Here is a 19,742-nt window from a genome sequence, read left to right as displayed (position 1 = left end):
ACCAGCATCGAGGGAGGCCCGCCTCACGCGGCGGAGCGACCCGGGGTGGGGAATTTCGATGAGCAGAACTGAGGAATTTCAGTGAGCGCCGTCAGCACTTCTTCCGCGCCGACACGGCCCGCAGTTCGGCAATCCGCGGCATCGGGCTGGGACTGCCGATCGTCAAGGCGATCGTCGACGCCCATCACGGCCGCATCAACATCGACAGCGAGCTCAGCGTGGGTACGACGGTGACCGTGCGCCTTCCTCGCGACTGAGCGCGAGCCTCCATTCACCGGCCTCCGGCGTCGCCTCGCGAGCAAACGAAAAGCCCCGCCGTAGCGGGTCTTGTTCGTGGGTGCTCCTTGCGAAACTCCAGAACGCCGCTTGAAACGGGGGTCGACTGAGGGGCCCCCAACAGATCATCCTCTGACGCTAGCGAAATAATCCTCCCGCTCGCCAACACCAGTCTCAATGCGCCCGGCAGAGCGCGGAGTACCGCCCCACAGGGCAATGACGAGACTTCGAGACGCGCGTGAAGTAGCGCGGCCGAATGCTATTGGTCTGCCCCCGTGGTTAGGTCCATCACGTGTGAGAGTCGTCACGGGTTTCGATGTGTGCAGTTTTGAGCATAGGCCGCCGGGGTCAGGTAGCCGAGGGCGGAGTGGCGGCGGCCGTGGTTGTAGTCGTGTCGCCAGTCACCGATGACGACTTTCGCGTGGGCGAGGCTGTAGAAACTGTTCAGGTTCAAGCACTCGTCGCGCAGGCGCGCGTTGAACGATTCGACATAGCCGTTGCGCCACGGCTGGCCCGGCGGAATGAAGGAGATGCCCACCATGTCTTTCGCCCAGTCGGCAAGGGCGTGGGAGACGAACTCGGGCCCGTTGTCGCAGCGCAACACCCGCGGCAGTCCCCGCCGGACAACGATCAGCTCCAGCTCGTCCACGAGCCGGTCGGCGGTGATCGAGCGTTCCACCAGCCCGCCGACGCATTCGCGGGTGTGCTCATCGATGATCGAGGCGATCTTCACGCTGCGACCGTTCTCGGTGGCATCGAACTGGAAGTCGATCGCCCAGACGTCGTCCGGTGCCACGGCGCTGATCGACTCACCGGTGGAGGCGCCGACGCGTTTACGGCGACGACGCACGCTCACCCGCAAGCCCTCTTCACGCCAGAGGCGTTGGATCTTCTTGACGTTCACCGCCCAACCCTCACCGACCGCGTCAGCGTGAGCATTGCGGTAGCCGCGGCGGGGAGGATCCTTCGCCCAAACACGCAACCAGGATCGCAATGCAGCGTCCGGGTCGGTGCAGGTTTCCGAGATCAAGGGTCGACGCCAGGCGGATCTGCTCAGCCCGACCAGACGACACGCCATCCGCTCACTGATATTGAACACGCTCAGCAGGTGACGGATCGCAGCGCGGCGTCTGCCCGGGCCTAGAAGTTTCCCTCAGCCAGCTCCTTCAACGCCGCTTTCTCCAGCTCCGCCTCGGCCAGCAGCCGCTTCAAGGTCGCGTTCTGCTTCTCGAGCTCCTTGAGCCGTTTCGCGTCTTCAGCTTTCAGGCCGCCGTATTGGTTGCGCCACCGGTAGTAGGTCTGCTCCGATACGCCCAACTCGCGACAAGCAGCAGCAATGTCACCACCGTCGGCCAGGACACGGTCAGCGATACCGAGCTTGCGGACGATCTGTTCCGGCGTGTGCCGGCGCCTTCTTGTGGTCATGGTCCATCCAGTCTTCCTCCCCGGCAGGCGGGGAAACAAGACGACTCTCATAACCGATGGACCGAAAATCTGGGGTCAGGCCACTATCGAGTCTGCTTATCCGGCTCGTCCCCATGTCGTGTGCTCAAGAAACCCAGGGCAGGCTACTTTTCAGCGTGGGGCTAACCTTCGACGAGCCGAGAGAGACTCTCCAGTTGCAGTCTGGCCGATTCTTCCCAGTTCTCGTCCTCCGCGAAGACGTTGGACACGATCAGCGCGTCCTCGTGATCCAAGTAGCCCGTGTCGCGTAACGCGGCGAAGAGTTCATCCCAATCAACGTCCCCGACACCGATGTTCAAGTGTTGGTGAACCCGGGCCGTGTTTCCGGGCGGATTGCTGATGTATCGCAGGCCATGGGAACGCTTGTGGTCGAACGTGTCCGCCGTGTACACGGCTCCCAGTCGAGGGCCTAGCTCGTGGATCAGGCTCGTCGCGCGGTCGCCGTAGTGGAAGGTGTGCGATCCGACATAGACGAAGCCAACGCTCGGGTCGTTCAGGCCACGGAGGACTCTCCATGCTTCCACCCCGTCCTCGACGAAGTCGTCGGGGTGCGGGTCAAAGTTGATTCGCAGGCCTTCGCTCTCGAGGACTGGAAGGATCTCTTCCATTGAGCGGTAGAAGGCCGCTTCGCTTTCTTCTGATCGTTCTGGCCGGCCACTGAACTCCGTGTTGATGACGGGGATCTCTAGTTGAACGGCAAGCTGAATGATGCGGCGGAAATTGCGAACTGCCGTGAGGCGTTCGGGCTCATCTGGCCAGCTAATCCTTTGAACAGGAAGCAGGGCTGGAATCGAAACTCCTGCGTCCTTCGCGCGCTTCTTCAATACGCGAACGAGCTCATCGTCAGCCTTTGGGTGACGAAAAAAGGGTGCGAAGTCGGCGTGGGGGGTGAGCTGCATGTGCTCGAATCCCAGTCGCGCAACGACATCTGGAAACTCCAACAGTGTGAACTTGTGGTGCAGCGGGGTCGGGTCGTAGGCGATCTTGACCATAGGGTCCTCCAGTGTCTCGTGTGCGCTTAGCCGAGGAGCGGCCGCTGCGACTTTTGCTGTTCGACGTACTCAGCCCGAGCGTTCTGTGTGCTCGTGAGCGTGGACACTTCCGAAACGGGAACGTCCCACCAGCCTGCGCCGTCGGGCGCGTAAAGGAGCGGGTCGCTGTTGATGTGAATGACCGTTGACCTTTCTGACCTCTTCGCCGCGGCCAAAGCCTCTCGCAGATCGTCGATTGCAGATGGTGATGGGTCGACCTCGATGACGTCGAGGCCGTAACTGCGGGCGTTGGCTGCGAGGTCAACGGGCAGGATGGCATCGCCCTGGAAGTTGCGTGCCTCACTGTCATAGGTGCGGTACCACGTGCCGAAACGCTCTGAGCCGACCGTTTCCGACAGGTGGCCAATTGAGGCGTACCCGTGGTTCTGGATGAGGACCACAATGAGCTTGATGTTTTCGGCCACGGCCGTAACGAGCTCTGAGTTCAGCATCAAGTAGGACCCATCGCCGACCATCACGATGACGTCGCGGTTGTCCCCGTCAGCGATCAGTCCCCGCTTGGCGCCGAGCCCGCCCGCGATCTCGTATCCCATGCACGAGAATGCGTACTCCACGTGGTACCCGAGCGGATCCCGGACGCGCCACAGTTTGTGAAGGTCTCCCGGAAGAGACCCCGCAGCTTGAACGACAACATCCCTCGGGTCGCTCGCCTGTTGAACCGTGCCGATGATCTCCGACTGCCCGGGCAGGGAAAGGCCGGACTTCTCGAAAGCTTGATCGACAGAGGCATCCCACAGGGCTTTCTCGCGAGCGATGCGTTCTGCCAGGTCACCATCGACTGTGAAGCCAGAGAGTTCCGTGGCGAGGGCGAGAATCGCTTCCCGCGCATCCGCCACGATCGGGAGTTGAGTTCCGTGCTTGTACGCGTCGAACGAAGCGATATTGATGTTGATGAACGTGACGTCCGGGTTTTGAAATGCGGTGCGGGATGCCGTGGTGAAGTCGCTGTAGCGGGTGCCGATGCCAATGACTACATCGGCCTCTGCCACCAGGCGGTTAGCCGCTAGTGTGCCCGTGGCCCCAACGCCACCCAGGTACTGCGGGTGATCCCAGTTCAACACGCCGCCGCCAGCCTGCGACGTTCCGACGGGTATGCCCGTGGCCTGCACGAGCGCTTGTAGCTGTTGTTCAGCACTGGAATAGAGAACGCCGCCGCCGGCAATGACGAACGGCGCCTTCGAGGCTCGGATTGCTGCCACGGCTCGGGCTAGCGGACCTCGCTCGGGAAGCGGTCGCCTAATGTGCCACTCACGCTCCTGGAGAAACTCGAGCGGGACATCGATCCGCTCCGCCTGGACGTCCTCAGGAAGCGAGATCGTGACGGCCCCCGTTTCGGCAGGGTCAGTGAGCACCCTCATGGCCGCCAGCGCTATCGAGTAGAGCTGCTCGGGTCGCTGGACACGGTCGAAGAACTTCGAGAGTGGGCGGAATGCGTCGTTGACGGTCATCCCGATATCCCATGGCTGCTCGAGCTGCTGGAGAACCGGATCCGCGACCCGCGTTGCGAACGTATCGCTGGGGAGCAGGAGGGCGGGTAGTCGATTGGTAGTGGCCAGAGCAGCCCCGGTGAGCATGTTGGCCGCGCCGGGACCGACACTGGCAGCCGAGGCGAAGGTCGCTCGGCGACGGTGCATGCGGGCGAAGCCGACTGATTGGTGCACCATCGCTTGCTCGTTGCGGGCTTGGTAGTAGGGCATGAGGTCGGGGTCATCAACGTTCGCTTGCCGCAGGGCCTGACCGATGCCGGCCACATTGCCGTGACCGAAGATTCCGAACATGCCAGGGATGGTGCGCTCACGGATTCCGCCGTCGACGGTCCACTGGCGCCCAAGGAACTCGATTAGGGCCTGGCTGACCGTCATGGTCTTCGTCGTGGTCATTCGCGAGGGCCTCCCTTTGAGGTGAACGGTAGTCGGGAGTCGACGTCTTGCGCGCTCCAAGTCTGTCGAACCCAGGAGTGTGCGGGGTCGTCGGTGATGAGCCAAGCACGTTCCGGGCCTGAGCCGGCCATCACGTTCAGGTAGTAGAGGTCGTATCCCGGAGCAGCCACGGCGGGGCCGTGGTAGCCGTAAGGAACAAGCGCAATGTCGCCCGTCCGCACCATGGCGTTGATGTCGATCTCCCCGGCGGGCGAGGAGTAGGTGCTGAACATGCCGAACGGGTCTCCGTCCTGGGCAACTATTTCGCTTCCCCGCTGGGGCGCAGATTCGAAGTAGTAGATCTCCTCCAGGCGCGACTCTTGTCCGGGGTTGAACTCATCGTGCTTGTGGGGAGGGTAGGACGACCAGTTGTTTGCGGGGGTAATGACCTCGCACACAATGAGACGTGCAGCTTCGAGCGACGGCGGCGTACCGAAGTTGTGCACCTGTCTGCTTGACGCTCCGGCGCCGCGGAGCTCGACGGCAGTCTCCGCCGCAAGGATGTGACGAGAGGGGTGTCGTTCGTCAGTGGGCGAAGACGCGACCGCGAACCGGCCACTTCCGGATACCGCGGCTCTGGCACCGGCAGATAGATAGAGCACGTCGGTGGGCCCGTCGAACACAGACTGTCGTCCTGCGAGCTCAGTGGTCGTCACTTCGTCATTCAGTGTCCAGGTGACTGCGAAGGCTCCAGTGAGGGGGATGATGATGCGCTCGACGCCTGGGTCGTCGAGGGTAACTTCGTCGCCGGGCGACAGCTGTGCGATGCGGATACCGGTGTGTTCCCAGCCCGGAGTATCACCGTCCACAACAGACTCCCACCCGTCTCGGGCAAGGGCCCCGCGTGGATGGAACCAGTTGTGTTCAGTCATGTTCTCGCTTGTCCGGTTTGTCGTGGAGGCATTCTCGAGGGCAGCAGCACGTTCCCGTAGAGGCGTTGCCGAGTAAGTCGACCTAGTTGTTTTGGGGGAAGCCCAGGTTGATCCCACCGTGTTTGGCGGGATCTAGCCAACGACTGGTGACTGCTTTCTCGCGGGTGAAGAAATTGAACCCCTGGGCACCGTACGCCTTGGCATCTCCGAACAGTGACGCTTTCCAGCCACCGAAAGAGTGGTACGCGACGGGGACCGGGATGGGTACGTTGATTCCGATCATTCCGACCTGTACTTCGTTCTGGAAGCGCCGTGCAGCACCACCGTCGTTCGTGAAGATCGCCGTGCCGTTGCCGAACATGCCCGAATTGATCAGGTCCAATCCTTCTTGGAACGTCGTCACTCGGACGATGGACAGCACTGGGCCGAAGATTTCCTCTTGGTAGGCACGAGAGGTTGTCGGAATGTCGTCGATGAGAGTGGGCCCAAACCAGAATCCGTCCTCGTGCCCGTCGACAGTGAGGCCGCGACCGTCGACGACGATGGTTGCGCCATCCGCCTCCGCGATGTCGACGTACGACGACACCTTGTCTCGGTGCACATCGGTAATCAGCGGTCCCATATCGGGCTCGCCATCTGTTCCACCTGCACCGTTGCCGATCTTGAGGTTCCGGATGCGATCGGCGATCTTCGCGATGAGTTCATCTGCGACCGGTTCAACAGCGACCACGACCGAGATTGCCATGCACCGCTCACCTGCCGCGCCGTACCCGGCGTTGACCGCTTGATCCGCGACAAGATCCAGATCGGCATCCGGTAGGACCAGCATGTGGTTTTTCGCTCCCCCGAGTGCCTGGACCCGCTTCCCGTTGCGAGCCGCGGTCTCATAGATGTATTGAGCGATAGGGGTCGACCCCACAAAGGAGATTGACTGAACTATCGGACTCTCCAGCAGTCCGTCGACGGCAAGCTTGTCCCCCTGCAACACCGTGAAAACGCCGTCGGGCAGTCCGGCTTCCTTCCACAGCTGTGCCAACCAGATCGACGCCGAGGGGTCCTTTTCTGAGGGCTTCATCACGACTGCATTGCCCGCGGCGATCGCGATGGGGAAGAACCACATGGGGACCATGGCCGGGAAGTTGAAGGGGCTGATGACACCGACTACTCCCAGCGGTTGCTTGATGGAGTACACGTCGATGCCGGTGGACACGTTCTCGGAGTAGCCGCCTTTGAGAAGCTGGGGGAACCCCGTGGCAAGGTCAACTACCTCTTGCCCGCGGGCGATTTCGCCCAGGGCATCGGAGGTCACCTTCCCATGCTCGGCAGTGATGATGTCGGCGAGTTCGGACTTTCGTGCGTTGAGTAGCTCCCTGAATGCGAAGAGCACCGTTTGCCGCTTGGAGATCGAGTATCCGCTCCATGTCTCGAAACCTCGTTGAGCGGATGCTATTGCTGCCGCGATCTCGCCGTCATCTGCCAGCGCGACGTGGGCCGTGACGGCTCCTGTCGCAGGGTTGTGAATGGGGGCGGTGCGGCCGCTGTGCGACGGAGCGTGGTTCCCGTCGATCCAGTGACCAACGATGGGCACTGAGTCGGTGTCGAGCGGAGTTGAGTTGCCGTGCGTGGCCATGGGATTCCTAACGTTGAAGGCAGAGATTGTGTGAGCGCTTACGAGCCGTGTACCAGCGACACCGCAGTATCAACTGCGGTCGCGACGTCGTCAGCTGCGGGGTACAGAAGTGTCCGACCCACGACGAGTCCGTGGACGCCGGGAAGCGATAGAGCTGCTTCCCACGACGCGAACGTCTCCCCCGGGTCGTCTCCTGCGTCTCCTCCCAAGAGGAGAGTGGGCAGCGTCGCGGCCTCCATAACTCGCTCCATGTCCTTGACGACGGGGAGCTTGAGCCAGCTATAGGCAGATGTGCCGCCCAGGCCGGACGCGATGGCAACCGAAGAGATGACGGCGCTCGTAGAGAGGTCGTTGACGACCCGACCATTCACCCAGTCGCTCATGAAGGGTTCGAGGAGGATCGGAACCTTCGCATGAGCTGAATCCGTCACTGCTTTCGCAGTCTCCTCGAGCGTCCGGACTGTGCCCGCATCTTCCAAGCTGATACGTACCAGTAGCTTCGCCGCATCCAGTCGCGCCCTGACCAGCGAATCGATGTCGAATCCCGTGAAACGATCGTCCATCTCGAACACCGAGCCACGCAATCCGCCACGGTTCATCGAGCCAACTGCGACCTTCCCGTCAAGCGCGCCGAGGATCGCGAGGTCCTCAATGATGTCCGGGGTTCCCAGTACTCCGTCGACGCCGGGGCGGGAGAGAGCGACGATGAGCCGGCGCAAGAGGTCGTATCGATTCGCCATTGCCATCGGATCGTTGCCGACTCCCAGAGCTCCTCTGGCTGGATGGTCCGCGGCGATAATGAGTAGCCGACCATCGCCTCTGACGAGAGGTCGACGTTCGCGAGCGCTTAGAACCCTTCCGATCTCATCCGGATTCCCGAACCGTGTCGCCCTCAACCGGTCGAAATCGACAGGGGCGAGTTGATGAGATGGGTGGTCGAGTTCAGATATTGACACCTGATACCTCCTTGAGGATGGCCTCGACCTCGGCGGTGGTCGGCATGGCGGTAGAGCACTCGCGTCGTGTTGCCACGATGGCTCCTGCAATGTTGGCGAAGCGCAGAACGCGGTCAAGTGGCCACCGCTGCAGCAGCCCGTAGCACAGCGCTCCGCCGAAGCCGTCCCCAGCCCCGAGTCCATTGACGACGTCGACTGGGTATGGTTCCACTTCGACGGTTTGTTGTCGGGTTTTTGCCAGAACGCCCTTGGGCCCTTGCTTCACGACGGCCAGTTCTACGCCGCTCTCCAACAGGGCGTCTGCCGCGCGGTACGGGTCAGTTTCCCCGACAGCGACTTCACACTCTTCTCGGTTTCCCACGGCTACCGTGACCTTGCCGAGTGACCTCTGCACTTCCGTGCGCGCCTCGGACATCGAGTTCCAGAACATCGGGCGGTAGTCAAGGTCGAGAATGGTCAGCGGTGCGCGCCCGCGCGCATCCCAGGCGGCATGGTGCGCTGCGCGGCTGGGTTCTCGGGACAAACCCGTGACGGTGGCCCAGAAAACCTCTGCTCGCGTGATGGCACCTAGGTCGAGCTCCGCGCTGTCGAGCATGAGATCGGGCGCGATGGGGTCGCGGTAGAAGTAGAGCGGAAAGTTGTCCGGCGGAAAGATCTCGCAAAAGGTGACCGGCGTATTCAGTCCCTCGACCGTGCCGAGAAAGCGGTTGTCGACGCCCAACCTGCGAAGTTCCTGGTGGGCGTATCGCCCGAAAGGGTCATTTCCTACTGCGGAGATCACTGCCGTACGCAACTGGTGCTTCGCGGCAGCGATCGCGACGTTAGTGGCACTACCGCCCAGGTACTTACCGAAACTGTCAACGTCTTCGAGACCAACCCCATCCTGCAAGGGGTAGATGTCCACACCGATGCGCCCCATGGTCAGCACTTGATAGGGCTCGAGCTCGCTGGAGTCCGTCACAGGTCGAGTCCTTTCCTGGAGTTGCTTGGGGTGGCCCAACCAGGTCCGTTTGGCGAACTGTTTGTCCGTTCGTGGGAGATCATGGGCTACCGTCCCCGGAGATCACGGCAGACGGACCGGACCGGTGAGGCTGGCGAGTTCAGCTTCAAGCGCTGCCATGGCCTCTCCACCTGCCATCAGGTCAGTAATCTGCTCGCGAGTTCGTTCGCCCTTGCGGAATTCATCTGCCTTCTCCCCGTGGATGAGAACGGCGAACTGGTCACCAACAGCCATGGCATGCATCACGTTGTGCGTGACGAACACCACAGCGATTCCCTGCGCCCTGGCTTGCATGATGATCTTCAAGACATGTGTTGCCTGCTTGACACCGAGGGCGGACGTGGGTTCGTCCAGGATGAGAACTCGAGCGCCGAAGTACACGGCTCGCGCGATAGCGAGTGTTTGCCGCTCTCCGCCAGAAAGGCTGCCCACAAGCCGACTCCCGTCCGTGACCCGCGTGATGCCGAGCTTCTGCATCTCTTGCACGGTAATGAGTCCTGCGGTCTTCTTGTCGAAGTAGTGGAAGGGCCAGACGCCTTTCGTGGGCTCTTCGCCCACGAAGAAGCACCTTGCCACGGACATCAGTGGGAACGTGCCGCCGTATTGGTGCACTGTGGCGATTCCTAGATCGCCAGCGTCTTTGGGGCTTTCGAACACTCGCTGCTGGCCGTCGACCTCAATTGTTCCGGAGGTGGGTTTGTGTACTCCGGAAAGCACCTTGATGAGTGTTGATTTTCCGGCACCGTTGTCGCCGAGAAGACACAGGACTTCGCCTGGTTTGACTTCGAGCGAGATTTCGGAGAGTGCATTGCTGCCTGCGAATGACTTCGAAACGTCGTTAAGTTTGAGCAGTGGCGCAACCATGACCGGTCCCCTTCTACTTCTTTGCCTTGGATTTACCGGTGCCAGAGCTCAGCGCGAGCCGCCGGAAGGTGTTGTTCATGAGCACTGCGACGAGAAGCAGGATGCCCAGAATGAGCGAGGCCCAGTCTGAGTTCCAGCCCGTGTAGTAGATCCCTTGGTTCACGACGGCGAAGGTAAGGCAACCGAGGGCCACACCTACCACGGATCCGTACCCGCCTGTCAGAAGGACCCCTCCAACCACCACCGCGATGACGGAGTTGAAGACGAAGGACTGGCCGACGCCGGTTTGTGCCCCGTTGTACAGCATCGTCTGAATGATGCCCACGAGCGAAGCCCCGAGGGCCGATCCCATGAAGAGCCCAATTTTCACCTTGCGGACGGGGATGCCCGCCGCACGAGCGCTCTCGGCGTCGCCGCCGGTGGCGAAGATCCAGTTGCCGTACTTGGTCATCTGGAGAATCCAAGCGACGACGAGAGCGATGCCGACGGCCCAGAAGATGGCGACCCCGAATTGGCCTGCAATGAGAGTTCCAAAGATCGCCTTGGATACGGGGTCAGCGGTCAGGGGGATGCTGGTGCTGCCCGTGATCAAACGGGCAATGCCCAGTGTGAGCCCCGCAAGAGCGAATTGCATCGCTAGCGTGACGATGAATGAGGGCACCTTTGATCGAGAGACTATGTACCCGTTGACGAAGCCGACTAGGAGGCCAACTGCCAAGGCCGCCGCTACGCCGACGATCGCTGGCGCCCCATAGGTACCCGATACGAGAGCAAGAGTGACGGAGCTAGCTGCCACGACAGATCCGACTGAGAGGTCAAATTCGCCGGCAATCATCAAGAGTCCTACGGGAAGCGCGATGATGGCGAGCTCAGCGGCGATGTTCAACCAACTTGCGGTGCCACCTGTTGAAAGGAACTGAGCGCCCCCAAAGGTCGCGAAGAAGATAAAGACTGACAGCGTTCCCACGAGAGCGCCAGTCTCGGGTCGGTGCGTGAGGCGGCGCCAATCGAAAGGCGCTTTGCTCGTGCTAGGCGGGGTGTTGCCGGCCCGTGGGACGCGCACCTGCGCAGTCGAGCCGGTGGTAGCGGTGGAACTCATCAGATCTTCCCTCTCTTTGTGGGCGTGCACTCAAGAGTGCGACGGGTGGGGTGCCGGGATACGCCGGCACCCCACACAGTCATCGAACGCCGAGTTCGGCTCCAAGAATGGCAAGGTCGACGTTGTCAGCCGTGATGAGCGCCGGTCCGGTGAGGAGCGGGCTCTGCGGAAGGTAGATGCCGTACGCCGCGAGCTGGAAGGCGTGAGACACCGCGTAGTAGCCCTGAGCGAAAGGCTGCTGGTCAATGGAGAACAACTGCGAACCCGCCTTGATCCGATCAAGCGACGCCGTCGAGACATCGAAGGTGCCGAGCAGCACTTTGCCTGCAGCCCCTGCCTGCTCGATAGCCCCGGCAGCGCTGTCCGCGTCGGTAGTGCCAATGGTGATGATGGCGTCAATGGAGGGGTCGTTGAGGAGGGCACCCTTGATTGCCTGGGTGACAGCTGACGGGTCGCCGAACTGCGAGCTGGGCAAGTTCAGCGAGCTGGCTTCTGCGCCGCCGGACTTGGCGCCCTCGATGACACCAGCACAACGGGCTTCCGAGTTGGTGGTGCCCGGGAGTGTGTTTACACACACAACGTTCGTGGCGCCACTTTCGGCAAAGGCTTCGCCGCCAGCCACACCTGCGATCGTGTCGTCGGACCCGATGTAGATCTCCGCACCTACTTCTTCGACAGTGGTGAACCCCGAATTGTAGATAACAACGGGGATTCCAGCGCTCGAAATGGAAGTGATGTTTTCGTTCTGAGCCTCAGGGGACCAGTTGGGAACGATCACGGCGCTGGGATCCATGGCGGCCATGTTTCCCACAAGCTTCGCTGCGTCAGCATTGAAGTTGTCGTAGTTGGGCATCGAGACGAACGTCACCGTTCCTCCGGCAGCCTCAACCGCCTTCGCTGCCGACTCGGCGCCCCGCTTTACCGTGGACCAGAAGGGATCATCGGGCGCACCGCCCATGATGACGACGTTGATGTCGGATGCGGTGGCGTCGCCACCACCGCTGGTGTTAGTTGGTTCAGCCGCAGGGTCTGCGGTCGCGCAACCTGCGAGCACAAGACCCGTGATCGCCGTGGCGACCAGGGCCGTGGCGGACGCGAACTGGCGCTTCGTTCTGGCTTTCTCAGTGTCGAGCAGCGTGGACGTCATCCCGCGACTCCCTTCATTGTTGAGCCGCACAAGTGGCGGGGATCGGCATTGATCTAGACACATGGTTGACTATGTCCGCACATACTAACAATAGTTTGATCGTACTGTGACCTCATCGTTACCAAAGTCCGCGCCAAGGAGATCTCATGGCAATACGTATCGGCCTCGTCGGCTATGGCCTCGGGGGGCAGATGTTCCACGCTCCATACATCCACGCATCCACGGAGTGTGACCTCGTCGGCATCGTGACCCGCGCACCGGAACGCGTGCGGGCCGCGCAGGCCGACAACCCTGGTGTCCCTTTGCACGCGTCGCTCGGCGACTTGATCGACGCGGGCGTTGATGCGGTGGTGATCTCCACCCCCGCCGCCACTCGCCACGAGCTCGTGCTGGAGGCACTCGCTCGAGGAGCTCACGTCGTCGCAGACAAGCCGTTCGCGCCATCGGCGACTTTGGGTCGTGAACTCGTGGATGCATCGGACCGCGCGAAGCTCTTGCTAAACGTGTTCCATAACCGCCGATTCGACAGCGACATTGTCACGGCGCGGGCTGTGATCGACTCCGGCAAGCTCGGCGACATCACCCGGCTGGACCTGCGTTGCGACCAGGACGACCCAGGTACGTTCGACGGAGGGCACGAGGGCGGACTGCTGCGCGATCTCGGCAGCCATGTCGTCGACCAAGCGCTCTACCTCTTGGGCCCCGCCCGATTCGTGTCTGCCCAACTCGACTGGGCGAAGACTGATGCCGGGTCTGCTGACAGCGGGTTCGTTATCTCGATCGAACATGAGTGTGGCGCACACTCGCACGTTTCCTCGAGCAAGCTCAACTACCTGAGTTCTCGTGAGTTGCGAGTTCACGGCCGGTGCGGTTCCTACCGTTCAGATTTCACCGACGTACAGTTCGAGGCGCTGCGGGCCGGGTTGCGACCCGCAGGACAGCGCGCGACGTGGGGCTACGAAGACAAAGCCCGATGGGGAGTTTTGTCCACAGCGTCCGAGTGCCGTGTCGTACCGTCCCTCCAGGGAGACTATGCCGCGTACTACGATGCCTTCGCGGCGGCGGTGAAAAGCGGAGGAACAGGGCCGGTGCCAGCTCGCGAGGGCGTCGCTGTCCTCGAGGTGCTCGATGCGGCCCGTCTAAGTGCAGCTGAACATCGGACCGTAGCCCTTTAACCCGCCAGCGACGGTACAGCCGTCGTCCACTGTCGTGAGATCGATTAGCCATGTCCGCGCGAGCGACAGGTTGTCGTAGCCGACAACGGACAACTGCCGAGGGACGACGGGCCCCCACTACGGGGCTGCAACCAGCGGGCCGCTCGCCATCACGTCACCCACACCGAAGAGGGCAGTGACATCCTGTGGCTGCACCAACAAAATCAACGCTGCGTCAAAGGCCGCCGGCTCCGTCGCCAGACGCGCCCCCTGCTCATTGTCGTTGGCCACTGCATCAATCCCCGCCGGCACGCTCTCGCGGGTGCCGGCGATCACAATGGGGGTTTAGCGCGGCGATTCCCATTGGCCGTCAGCGCCACCCTCGTTGGACTGTTCCAACTGCAATGGGAGAAGGGTTCACTCGGGTCTCCGCCCCCTCCGATACGATCCAGGGCTCGGGAAACATTGACAGGACATTCGGACAACTATATCGTTCGAGTATCGGGGCCCTGATTAAGGGTTCCCCACTGCGCCGGCGCTGTGAAGGCCGGACCGTTTCGTCCAGGAGGACTGCGTTGGCCACTTCAAGTATCGGCGTTGCCGTCATTGGTGCAGGAATGGCCGGTAAGGCGCACGCCGCGGCCTATCGGAACGCACCTGCACTGTACGAAAGCGTTCTGCCGTCAGTTCGCCTTGTCTCCATCGCTGATGCCTACGAGCCAGCGGGGCAGGCCGCCGCGAAGCGATTCGGCTATTCCCGACACGACACGACATGGCAGGCCATCGCCGCAGCTGATGACATCGATGTCGTCAGCGTGGTTGTCGCGAACCACCTGCACCGCGAGATCGTGGAGGGGCTTCTTTCCGCTGGCAAGCACGTACTGTGCGAGAAGCCTCTGTCGGACACGCTCGAATCTGCTCGTGCGATGGCGTCGGCCGCCGACTCCGCATCGACGGTCGCGCGAATCGGCCTAACATTTCGACGGTCGCCGGGGATCGCCTACATCCGGGATCTCATTCAGACCGGACAACTCGGGAAGGTCCTTCACGTCAGCATTCGCTACTGGACCGACTACGCGGCAGACCCGAAATCTGCGATCAGCTGGCGTTTCAAAGGCCCCTCGGGCTCTGGCGCACTCGCAGATGTCGGCAGCCACGCAAGCTACCTCGCAGAGTTTCTGGCCGGTACCGTCACCGAAGTAGGCGGTGGCCGATTCGCCACGGTGATCCCTCAGCGCCCGAAGCCCGTGGGGGTGGTGTCCGGCCACGGACATGCAGAGGTCTCGGACGACTATGACACCGTCGACAACGACGACTACGCCACCTTTTCGCTAGCGTTTGACAGCGGTGCTGCCGGGACCATCGAGGTGTCTCGCGTCGCGGTTGGTCACGCCAACGACCTCCAGATTGAGGTTTTCGCGGAGCGAGGAGCAGCGAAGTTCAATCAAACGCGCCCGGCGGAGATTGAACTGTTCCTCACTGAAGGAGATCCGGCTCAACAGGGTTACCGTCGTATCCCGTTGGGCAATCCCCACCCGTACGTCGCCGGCGGTATGCCCATAGATGTCGCCGGAGTCGGATTTGGTCAGAACGAAGGCTTCCTTTTTCAGGCACGGGCGTTCCTGGAAGAAGTCGCGGGGCTAGACGAGTCGATCTCTCTGCCTCGTAACGCCGGATTTGCCGAAGGCGTCCACAACATGGAACTGCTCGCAGCGGTGGCCGAGTCTGAGCGACTCGGCGGCGCTGTCGTGCGTCTCGACGATTAGGGGGGAACCGCTCATGCGACTCGGACTGTACAACGCGATCTTGCACGACCGGCCCCTCCCCGCTGCTTTGGAGGCGATTGCCGAAGTCGGCCTCACCGGCATCGAACTCAACACTGGCGGATTCCTTCCCGCCACGCACATACCCACTTTCGACGACATCCTGGTGAGCGATGCTGCTCGCGACGACTTTCTGGAGATCTTCGACGGCACGGGAGTCGAGATTGCTGGACTCAACTGCAACGGAAATCCCCTGCACCCCACCCGCGTCATCGGGGACAAGCACGCTGAAGACGTACGACGAGCGATTCGGTTGGCCCAAAGACTGGGCCAACATCGGGTGGTAACGATGTCTGGCCTCCCTGGCGGCGAACCTGGGTCAACAAGAACAAACTGGGTCGTCAACGCGTGGAACTCTGCCGCGCTGGATGTGCTCGATTATCAGTGGGAGATCGCCGCAGACTTCTGGCGAGAGACTGACCGCCTGGCCCGTGACCATGACGTGAAGGTAGCTCTTGAGCTTCACCCGCAAAATCTCGTGTTCAACTCCGCCGACGTTCACAAGCTCATCGAACTCACCGGTGCGACGAACGTGGGAGTGGAGCTCGACGCCTCGCACCTGTTTTGGCAGCAGATGGACCCAGTGACGGTCGTTCGCCACCTCGGCTCTCTAGTGTTCCACGCTGCCGCGAAAGACGTACGAGTGAACCGAGAGTGGGCCGCGCTCAACGGCGTGCTCGACAACAGTTTCCGCCGCATTCCAGCAGATGAGCCGCGCACCAACCTCGGCGGCGATGAGTGGGCGAACGAGTGGCCGAAGAACGCCGCATGGGACTTCGTCGCGCTTGGCAAGGGCCATGACGTGGAGTACTGGACGGAATTCCTCCGCGCACTCCATGAGGTTGATCCCGACATGATGGTCAACATCGAGCACGAAGATGTCGAGTTGGGACGGCTCGAGGGCATCGCAGTGGCGGCAGAAGTTCTTCTGGCGGCGAACGCAGCTCTCGAAGACTCGCAAGCCGCGTGATCGCCTGGGCGACTTACCCCTACGCGGGCAAAGTCGCATTGGTCACGGGCGCCGGTTCGGGCATCGGTTTGGCGATCGCTCGTGCGTTTCTCGAACAGGGCGCGAGCGTGGCTGTCGTTGGTCGAACGTCAACGTCGCTTGACGACGCGGTGCGCGGATACCCTGACGACCGGGCCCTCGCTATCAGCGCCGACCTCACGGTGCTTGGAGCGACGGAAGCAGCAGTCGCATCTACAGTTCAACACTTCGGCAAGCTAGATGTCGTCATTGCCAGCGCTGGCACGAGCGAACCAAGTGCCATTGACACATTCGACGATGAAGCGTGGCATCGCCTGCGATCCATCAATGTCGACGCCGTGATTGCTCTTGCTCGCGCCGCCGCCCCACATCTTCGAGATACCCGGGGGAACTTCCTCGCCGTCTCTTCGGTCGCGGGGCTCCGTGGCGAATGGGGAATGTTTGCGTACGGCGCCACGAAGGCAGCGGTCAATGTCTTGGTCCAGGGTCTGGCGTTGGATCTGGGGGCATCAGGAGTGCGAGTGAACGCCATTGCTCCCGGGTTCACGGTGTCCAGACTCACCAGGTCCCGACTCGATGATGTCGCCTTCACCGGCCGACTTCTAAACCGGATCGCACTAGGTCGAGTCGCTCTCGCCGAAGACATCGCGCGCGTCGCGCTCTTCGTTGCGAGTCCTGACGCCGGCTACATCACTGGAGCTATCATCCCCGTCGACGGTGGCACATCCGCGTCGTGCGGGACCCCTGCACCTTCGTGAGTGACATCGCTAGGTTGTCTGCTTCCCCTCGGGCAATCTGTCGCGGTCGTAGGTGATGTCGCGATACCCGTGAGGTAGGGGATTTCCCTCGGAGTCCACGCTGACGAACACGATCTTTTCGATGGTGAGGATGCGCGCGCGCGTGATCATGTTGCGAACTTCCGCCCGCATGGTCAGCGATGTGGTGCCGAATGATGTGGCGCGGATCCCAATCTCAACCAGGTCGCCTTGCGCTGCAGTACTGGCGAAATCGATTTCGGACATGTATTTGGTCACGGCGCGAGGGTTGCCGAGTTGGATGATCGCGTAGATCGCCGCCTCCTCATCAATCCAGCGAAGGAGGCTGCCCCCGAAGAGCGTACCGTGCGCGTTCAGGTCCTCTGGGCGCACCCATCGTCGCGAGCGAAACGCGACATCATCCTGGGATGTGCTCATGCGGTCGGCAGTAGGACGTCCCGTACGAGCGAGTCCAGCTGCTCGTCGGCCTCGAGGAACTGGCGAAGGGTTTTCACGGTCGCGCCGAAAGTGTCGAACTCTTCAGGTGTCATCCCGTCGATCTCATACGCGCGTCGGAACTCCGGCACTTTCGCGAGGAGCGTGTTCAGAATCTCCGGATCGACGGGCACGCCGATGCGGTCCTCTGCCTCGATGCGGTTTTCATTGATGCGGGCCTGCCAGTCGAACGGGGGTGAGACCACGAGGTCTCCGCCTTGGAGCTCGGACCACTGCATGTGGTTGCGGAAGGCCGCGGAAAGCACCCGCGAGCGGTATCCCCTTTCGGTGAACACCTCGTAGGCGCGCTTGAGTGCTGCGACTCCTGCCCACTCGAAGTAGCCGGGATCGATCAAGACGCGATTCTTGAGCGCCCAGCTCTTCAGCCAGTCATCCAATCGACCACCCATGATCGTGACAACGGAACCGAACTCGCGCTCCGGTAACCCATCGTCAGCCCGACGCCTAAGCCCCCGCTCGATGGCCTCGCCAGCCGCGACCGCCTGCGCGACAGTGAAGGAGACAGTCACGTTGATGCTGACGCCCCGATAGGTCGCCTCCTCGATAGCTACGAGTCCCACCGACGTCGCCGGGATCTTCACGATGATGTTGTCCGCCAGCGCAGCGAAACGGACCGCCTGCGCGACGAGGGCCGCAGCGTTTCGGTGCAGCCGGGGGTCCGTCTGCAGGGACAGTCGTCCGTCCCTGCCCCCACTGGCCCTGAACGCTGGCTCGAGCAGGCGAGCGGCTTGAACCGATAGCTCCTCGACAACAAGCCAACCCAGTTCTGACTCCGTTGCCGACGGGTGCAGGGCCGCGAGCTCGTGGATTCGGGGCCTCCACACGTCCAAATGAGCTTTGACTGCAGCCACGGCGATCACGGGGTTGCACGTCGCACCGACTGCGCCGAACTCAATCGACGATGCAAGCTCGACTGGATCAGCCGAATCGTTCCACAACACGGTCGGGAAGCGTCTCGCCGCGTGCTTGAGCGGAAGCTCTGATTCGGCCTCTTCGACAACGTGAGAAATCATGGTGAGCCTCCAGCGAACAACTTTGTCAGGACATTCTGATATTAGCCCATGAGGCGACGTGTCGAAAGGGTTTACATGAATGGTCCGTGTTAGATTGTTCTGACAACGCAATGGTGTGACAGGAGCGGCTTATGGTTCAACCAGAGACAGTGCTGCCTGCAGACTTCTTTCTTGAGTTGGACCGGTCCAGCCCCATGCCGCTGTACCACCAGATCAGCACTCGTCTTGAGCGCGCCATCCGAGACCAAACGCTGCCGGCGGGTGCTCGGCTGGAGAACGAAGTCTCCGTTGGACAGCGATTCGGCTTTTCTCGCCCGACGGTGCGCCGAGCGATCCAAGAGTTGGTCGACAAGGGCCTCTTGGTAAGGCGTCGCGGCATCGGCACCCAAGTAGTCCACGGGCAAGTCACCCGCAATGTGGAATTGACGAGTCTCTACGAAGACTTGAGCCAAACCGGTCAAAACCCCACAACAACTGTCGTCCGGCACGAGATTGGCACTGCCGACGAGACGATAGCCAACGCCCTAGGAGTGGCAGTGGGGGATCGAGTCCTTCACGTCACTCGGGTTCGCTACGCAGACGGAGTCCCGCTGGCGGTCCTGGACAACACCTTGCCAAGCGAGTTCGCGGACTTCACGAAAGACGAACTCGCCAACCGCGGGCTGTACCAACTCTTGCGAACGCGCGGAACCACGATGAAGATCGCGAAGCAACAGATTGGCGCCCGCAGCGCGACCATGTCCGAGTCCGAGCTCCTATCACTCCCCCGGAATGCCGCCGTGCTAACAATGAAGCGAACCGCTTTCGACAGTTCCGGCCGCGCCGTCGAACACGGACAGCACTGCTACTCACCTGATCTCTACACGTTTGAGATAACCCTCGTCGACAAGTAGTAGGGGCCAGCGGCACCGCGGAGTGAGTTCCCCTTTCCCGATGGATCCGGGAATGCATTGGTACCCGCGCTACGGCAGCGTCGAAAGCACCGCGCGTGGGGCTGGGGACGTTCGTCGAGAGCATTGCCCGTCACTTTGAATTGCCCCGAGTTGAGCCGAGGGCGAATTCACCCACCGACCGCGGTCAGCTCCGTCTCCGTCTCCGTCTCAAAATCGAAGGTTTTCGGACACTTTCAGAGAGCCCACGAAGACCCGCGAGAACTCGGGGTTCAGGTCGTTGCAGAACTCGTGTCCGCAATCAGTGTTCCGTCGCTACCGATT

Annotated in this window: 18 protein-coding genes and 1 pseudogene; 6 read left to right on the top strand and 13 right to left on the bottom strand. The window is 61.7% G+C overall.

From position 1 onward, the window contains the following. Positions 1–68: 68 nt before the first annotated feature. The gene (locus tag EV140_RS13535; protein ID WP_130279934.1) at positions 69–257 is read left to right on the top strand and encodes an ATP-binding protein; all 189 of its coding nucleotides are present in this window, start codon (positions 69–71) and stop codon (positions 255–257) included. Between the two features lie 307 nt (positions 258–564). Here EV140_RS13535 and EV140_RS00280 read toward each other — a convergent pair. From EV140_RS00280 to EV140_RS00235, 10 genes and pseudogenes are all read right to left on the bottom strand, one after another. Then, positions 565–1,701, bottom strand: a pseudogene (locus EV140_RS00280) (IS3 family transposase). Positions 1,702–1,862: 161 nt separating this feature from the next. Further along, positions 1,863–2,732: a sugar phosphate isomerase/epimerase family protein gene (locus EV140_RS00275; protein WP_130279917.1), complete on the bottom strand. Its 870-nt coding sequence runs from the start codon at positions 2,730–2,732 to the stop codon at positions 1,863–1,865. A gap of 26 nt (positions 2,733–2,758) precedes the next feature. Further along, complete coding sequence (gene iolD / locus EV140_RS00270) at positions 2,759–4,672, bottom strand: 3D-(3,5/4)-trihydroxycyclohexane-1,2-dione acylhydrolase (decyclizing) (RefSeq protein WP_130279916.1); 1,914 nt, start codon at positions 4,670–4,672, stop codon at positions 2,759–2,761. Further along, positions 4,669–5,583 carry a 5-deoxy-glucuronate isomerase gene (iolB, locus tag EV140_RS00265; RefSeq protein WP_130279914.1) on the bottom strand — a complete coding sequence of 305 codons (915 nt, stop codon included), beginning with the start codon at positions 5,581–5,583 and terminating at the stop codon, positions 4,669–4,671. Before iolB ends, iolD begins: the two co-directional genes overlap by 4 nt. An 82-nt stretch (positions 5,584–5,665) precedes the next feature. Beyond that, the gene (locus tag EV140_RS00260; RefSeq protein WP_130279912.1) at positions 5,666–7,213 is read right to left on the bottom strand and encodes a CoA-acylating methylmalonate-semialdehyde dehydrogenase; all 1,548 of its coding nucleotides are present in this window, start codon (positions 7,211–7,213) and stop codon (positions 5,666–5,668) included. A gap of 38 nt (positions 7,214–7,251) precedes the next feature. Then, a complete protein-coding gene (locus EV140_RS00255; protein ID WP_422386070.1) occupies positions 7,252–8,169 on the bottom strand; it encodes a class I fructose-bisphosphate aldolase in 918 nt (305 codons plus the stop codon). Beyond that, positions 8,156–9,130 carry a 5-dehydro-2-deoxygluconokinase gene (gene iolC / locus EV140_RS00250; RefSeq protein ID WP_277871076.1) on the bottom strand — a complete coding sequence of 325 codons (975 nt, stop codon included), beginning with the start codon at positions 9,128–9,130 and terminating at the stop codon, positions 8,156–8,158. The genes EV140_RS00255 and iolC overlap by 14 nt, the downstream gene beginning before the upstream one ends. 102 nt (positions 9,131–9,232) lie before the next feature. Then, on the bottom strand, positions 9,233–10,033 hold the full coding sequence (locus EV140_RS00245; protein WP_130279910.1) for an ATP-binding cassette domain-containing protein: 801 nt from the start codon (positions 10,031–10,033) through the stop codon (positions 9,233–9,235). Between the two features lie 13 nt (positions 10,034–10,046). After that, positions 10,047–11,000 carry an ABC transporter permease gene (locus EV140_RS00240; RefSeq protein ID WP_241971214.1) on the bottom strand — a complete coding sequence of 318 codons (954 nt, stop codon included), beginning with the start codon at positions 10,998–11,000 and terminating at the stop codon, positions 10,047–10,049. Positions 11,001–11,211: 211 nt separating this feature from the next. Then, positions 11,212–12,279: a substrate-binding domain-containing protein gene (locus tag EV140_RS00235; RefSeq protein ID WP_157985563.1), complete on the bottom strand. Its 1,068-nt coding sequence runs from the start codon at positions 12,277–12,279 to the stop codon at positions 11,212–11,214. A 146-nt stretch (positions 12,280–12,425) separates the two neighbouring features. Here EV140_RS00235 and EV140_RS00230 point away from each other — a divergent pair, with 146 nt between their 5' ends. Then, on the top strand, positions 12,426–13,454 hold the full coding sequence (locus EV140_RS00230) for a Gfo/Idh/MocA family protein (RefSeq protein WP_130279904.1): 1,029 nt from the start codon (positions 12,426–12,428) through the stop codon (positions 13,452–13,454). 117 nt (positions 13,455–13,571) lie between these two features. Here the strand turns inward: EV140_RS00230 and EV140_RS00225 are convergent, their stop codons facing one another. Further along, the gene (locus EV140_RS00225) at positions 13,572–13,769 is read right to left on the bottom strand and encodes a hypothetical protein (RefSeq protein ID WP_130279902.1); all 198 of its coding nucleotides are present in this window, start codon (positions 13,767–13,769) and stop codon (positions 13,572–13,574) included. A gap of 239 nt (positions 13,770–14,008) precedes the next feature. Between EV140_RS00225 and EV140_RS00220 the strand changes: the two genes are divergently transcribed. The 3 genes from EV140_RS00220 to EV140_RS00210 are packed head-to-tail and all read left to right on the top strand — an operon-like array spanning position 14,009 to position 17,002. Next, on the top strand, positions 14,009–15,199 hold the full coding sequence (locus tag EV140_RS00220; protein WP_277871075.1) for a Gfo/Idh/MocA family protein: 1,191 nt from the start codon (positions 14,009–14,011) through the stop codon (positions 15,197–15,199). Between the two features lie 13 nt (positions 15,200–15,212). Beyond that, on the top strand, positions 15,213–16,226 hold the full coding sequence (locus EV140_RS00215) for a sugar phosphate isomerase/epimerase family protein (RefSeq protein WP_130279898.1): 1,014 nt from the start codon (positions 15,213–15,215) through the stop codon (positions 16,224–16,226). Beyond that, on the top strand, positions 16,223–17,002 hold the full coding sequence (locus tag EV140_RS00210; RefSeq protein ID WP_198674302.1) for an SDR family NAD(P)-dependent oxidoreductase: 780 nt from the start codon (positions 16,223–16,225) through the stop codon (positions 17,000–17,002). Before EV140_RS00215 ends, EV140_RS00210 begins: the two co-directional genes overlap by 4 nt. A gap of 9 nt (positions 17,003–17,011) precedes the next feature. Here the strand turns inward: EV140_RS00210 and EV140_RS00205 are convergent, their stop codons facing one another. Then, positions 17,012–17,437 (bottom strand): acyl-CoA thioesterase, encoded by a 426-nt coding sequence (locus EV140_RS00205; protein WP_130279896.1) that lies wholly within the window; start codon positions 17,435–17,437, stop codon positions 17,012–17,014. Next, a complete protein-coding gene (locus EV140_RS00200) occupies positions 17,434–18,528 on the bottom strand; it encodes a transaldolase family protein (RefSeq protein ID WP_130279894.1) in 1,095 nt (364 codons plus the stop codon). The genes EV140_RS00205 and EV140_RS00200 overlap by 4 nt, the downstream gene beginning before the upstream one ends. 131 nt (positions 18,529–18,659) lie before the next feature. On the opposite strand from EV140_RS00200, the gene EV140_RS00195 reads away from it, so the two are divergent. Further along, a complete protein-coding gene (locus tag EV140_RS00195; RefSeq protein WP_130279892.1) occupies positions 18,660–19,421 on the top strand; it encodes a GntR family transcriptional regulator in 762 nt (253 codons plus the stop codon). Positions 19,422–19,742: the final 321 nt, after the last annotated feature.

It is taken from the genome of Microcella alkaliphila, assembly GCF_004216855.1.
Taxonomy (GTDB): Bacteria; Actinomycetota; Actinomycetes; order Actinomycetales; family Microbacteriaceae; genus Microcella; species Microcella alkaliphila.
The sequence above is the reverse complement of the archived record's forward strand: the minus strand, read 5'-3'. Positions and strand labels throughout refer to the sequence as shown.

Coding starts and splice junctions, on each gene's coding strand:
- EV140_RS00205 (WP_130279896.1), bottom strand. CDS start 17,437: ATGAGCACATCCCAGGATGATGTCGCGTTTCGCTCGCGACGATGGGTG.
- EV140_RS00195 (WP_130279892.1), top strand. CDS start 18,660: ATGGTTCAACCAGAGACAGTGCTGCCTGCAGACTTCTTTCTTGAGTTG.
- EV140_RS00235 (WP_157985563.1), bottom strand. CDS start 12,279: ATGACGTCCACGCTGCTCGACACTGAGAAAGCCAGAACGAAGCGCCAG.
- EV140_RS00260 (WP_130279912.1), bottom strand. CDS start 7,213: ATGGCCACGCACGGCAACTCAACTCCGCTCGACACCGACTCAGTGCCC.
- iolD (WP_130279916.1), bottom strand. CDS start 4,672: ATGACCACGACGAAGACCATGACGGTCAGCCAGGCCCTAATCGAGTTC.
- EV140_RS00230 (WP_130279904.1), top strand. CDS start 12,426: ATGGCAATACGTATCGGCCTCGTCGGCTATGGCCTCGGGGGGCAGATG.
- EV140_RS00275 (WP_130279917.1), bottom strand. CDS start 2,732: ATGGTCAAGATCGCCTACGACCCGACCCCGCTGCACCACAAGTTCACA.
- EV140_RS00200 (WP_130279894.1), bottom strand. CDS start 18,528: ATGATTTCTCACGTTGTCGAAGAGGCCGAATCAGAGCTTCCGCTCAAG.
- EV140_RS00215 (WP_130279898.1), top strand. CDS start 15,213: ATGCGACTCGGACTGTACAACGCGATCTTGCACGACCGGCCCCTCCCC.
- iolB (WP_130279914.1), bottom strand. CDS start 5,583: ATGACTGAACACAACTGGTTCCATCCACGCGGGGCCCTTGCCCGAGAC.
- EV140_RS00245 (WP_130279910.1), bottom strand. CDS start 10,033: ATGGTTGCGCCACTGCTCAAACTTAACGACGTTTCGAAGTCATTCGCA.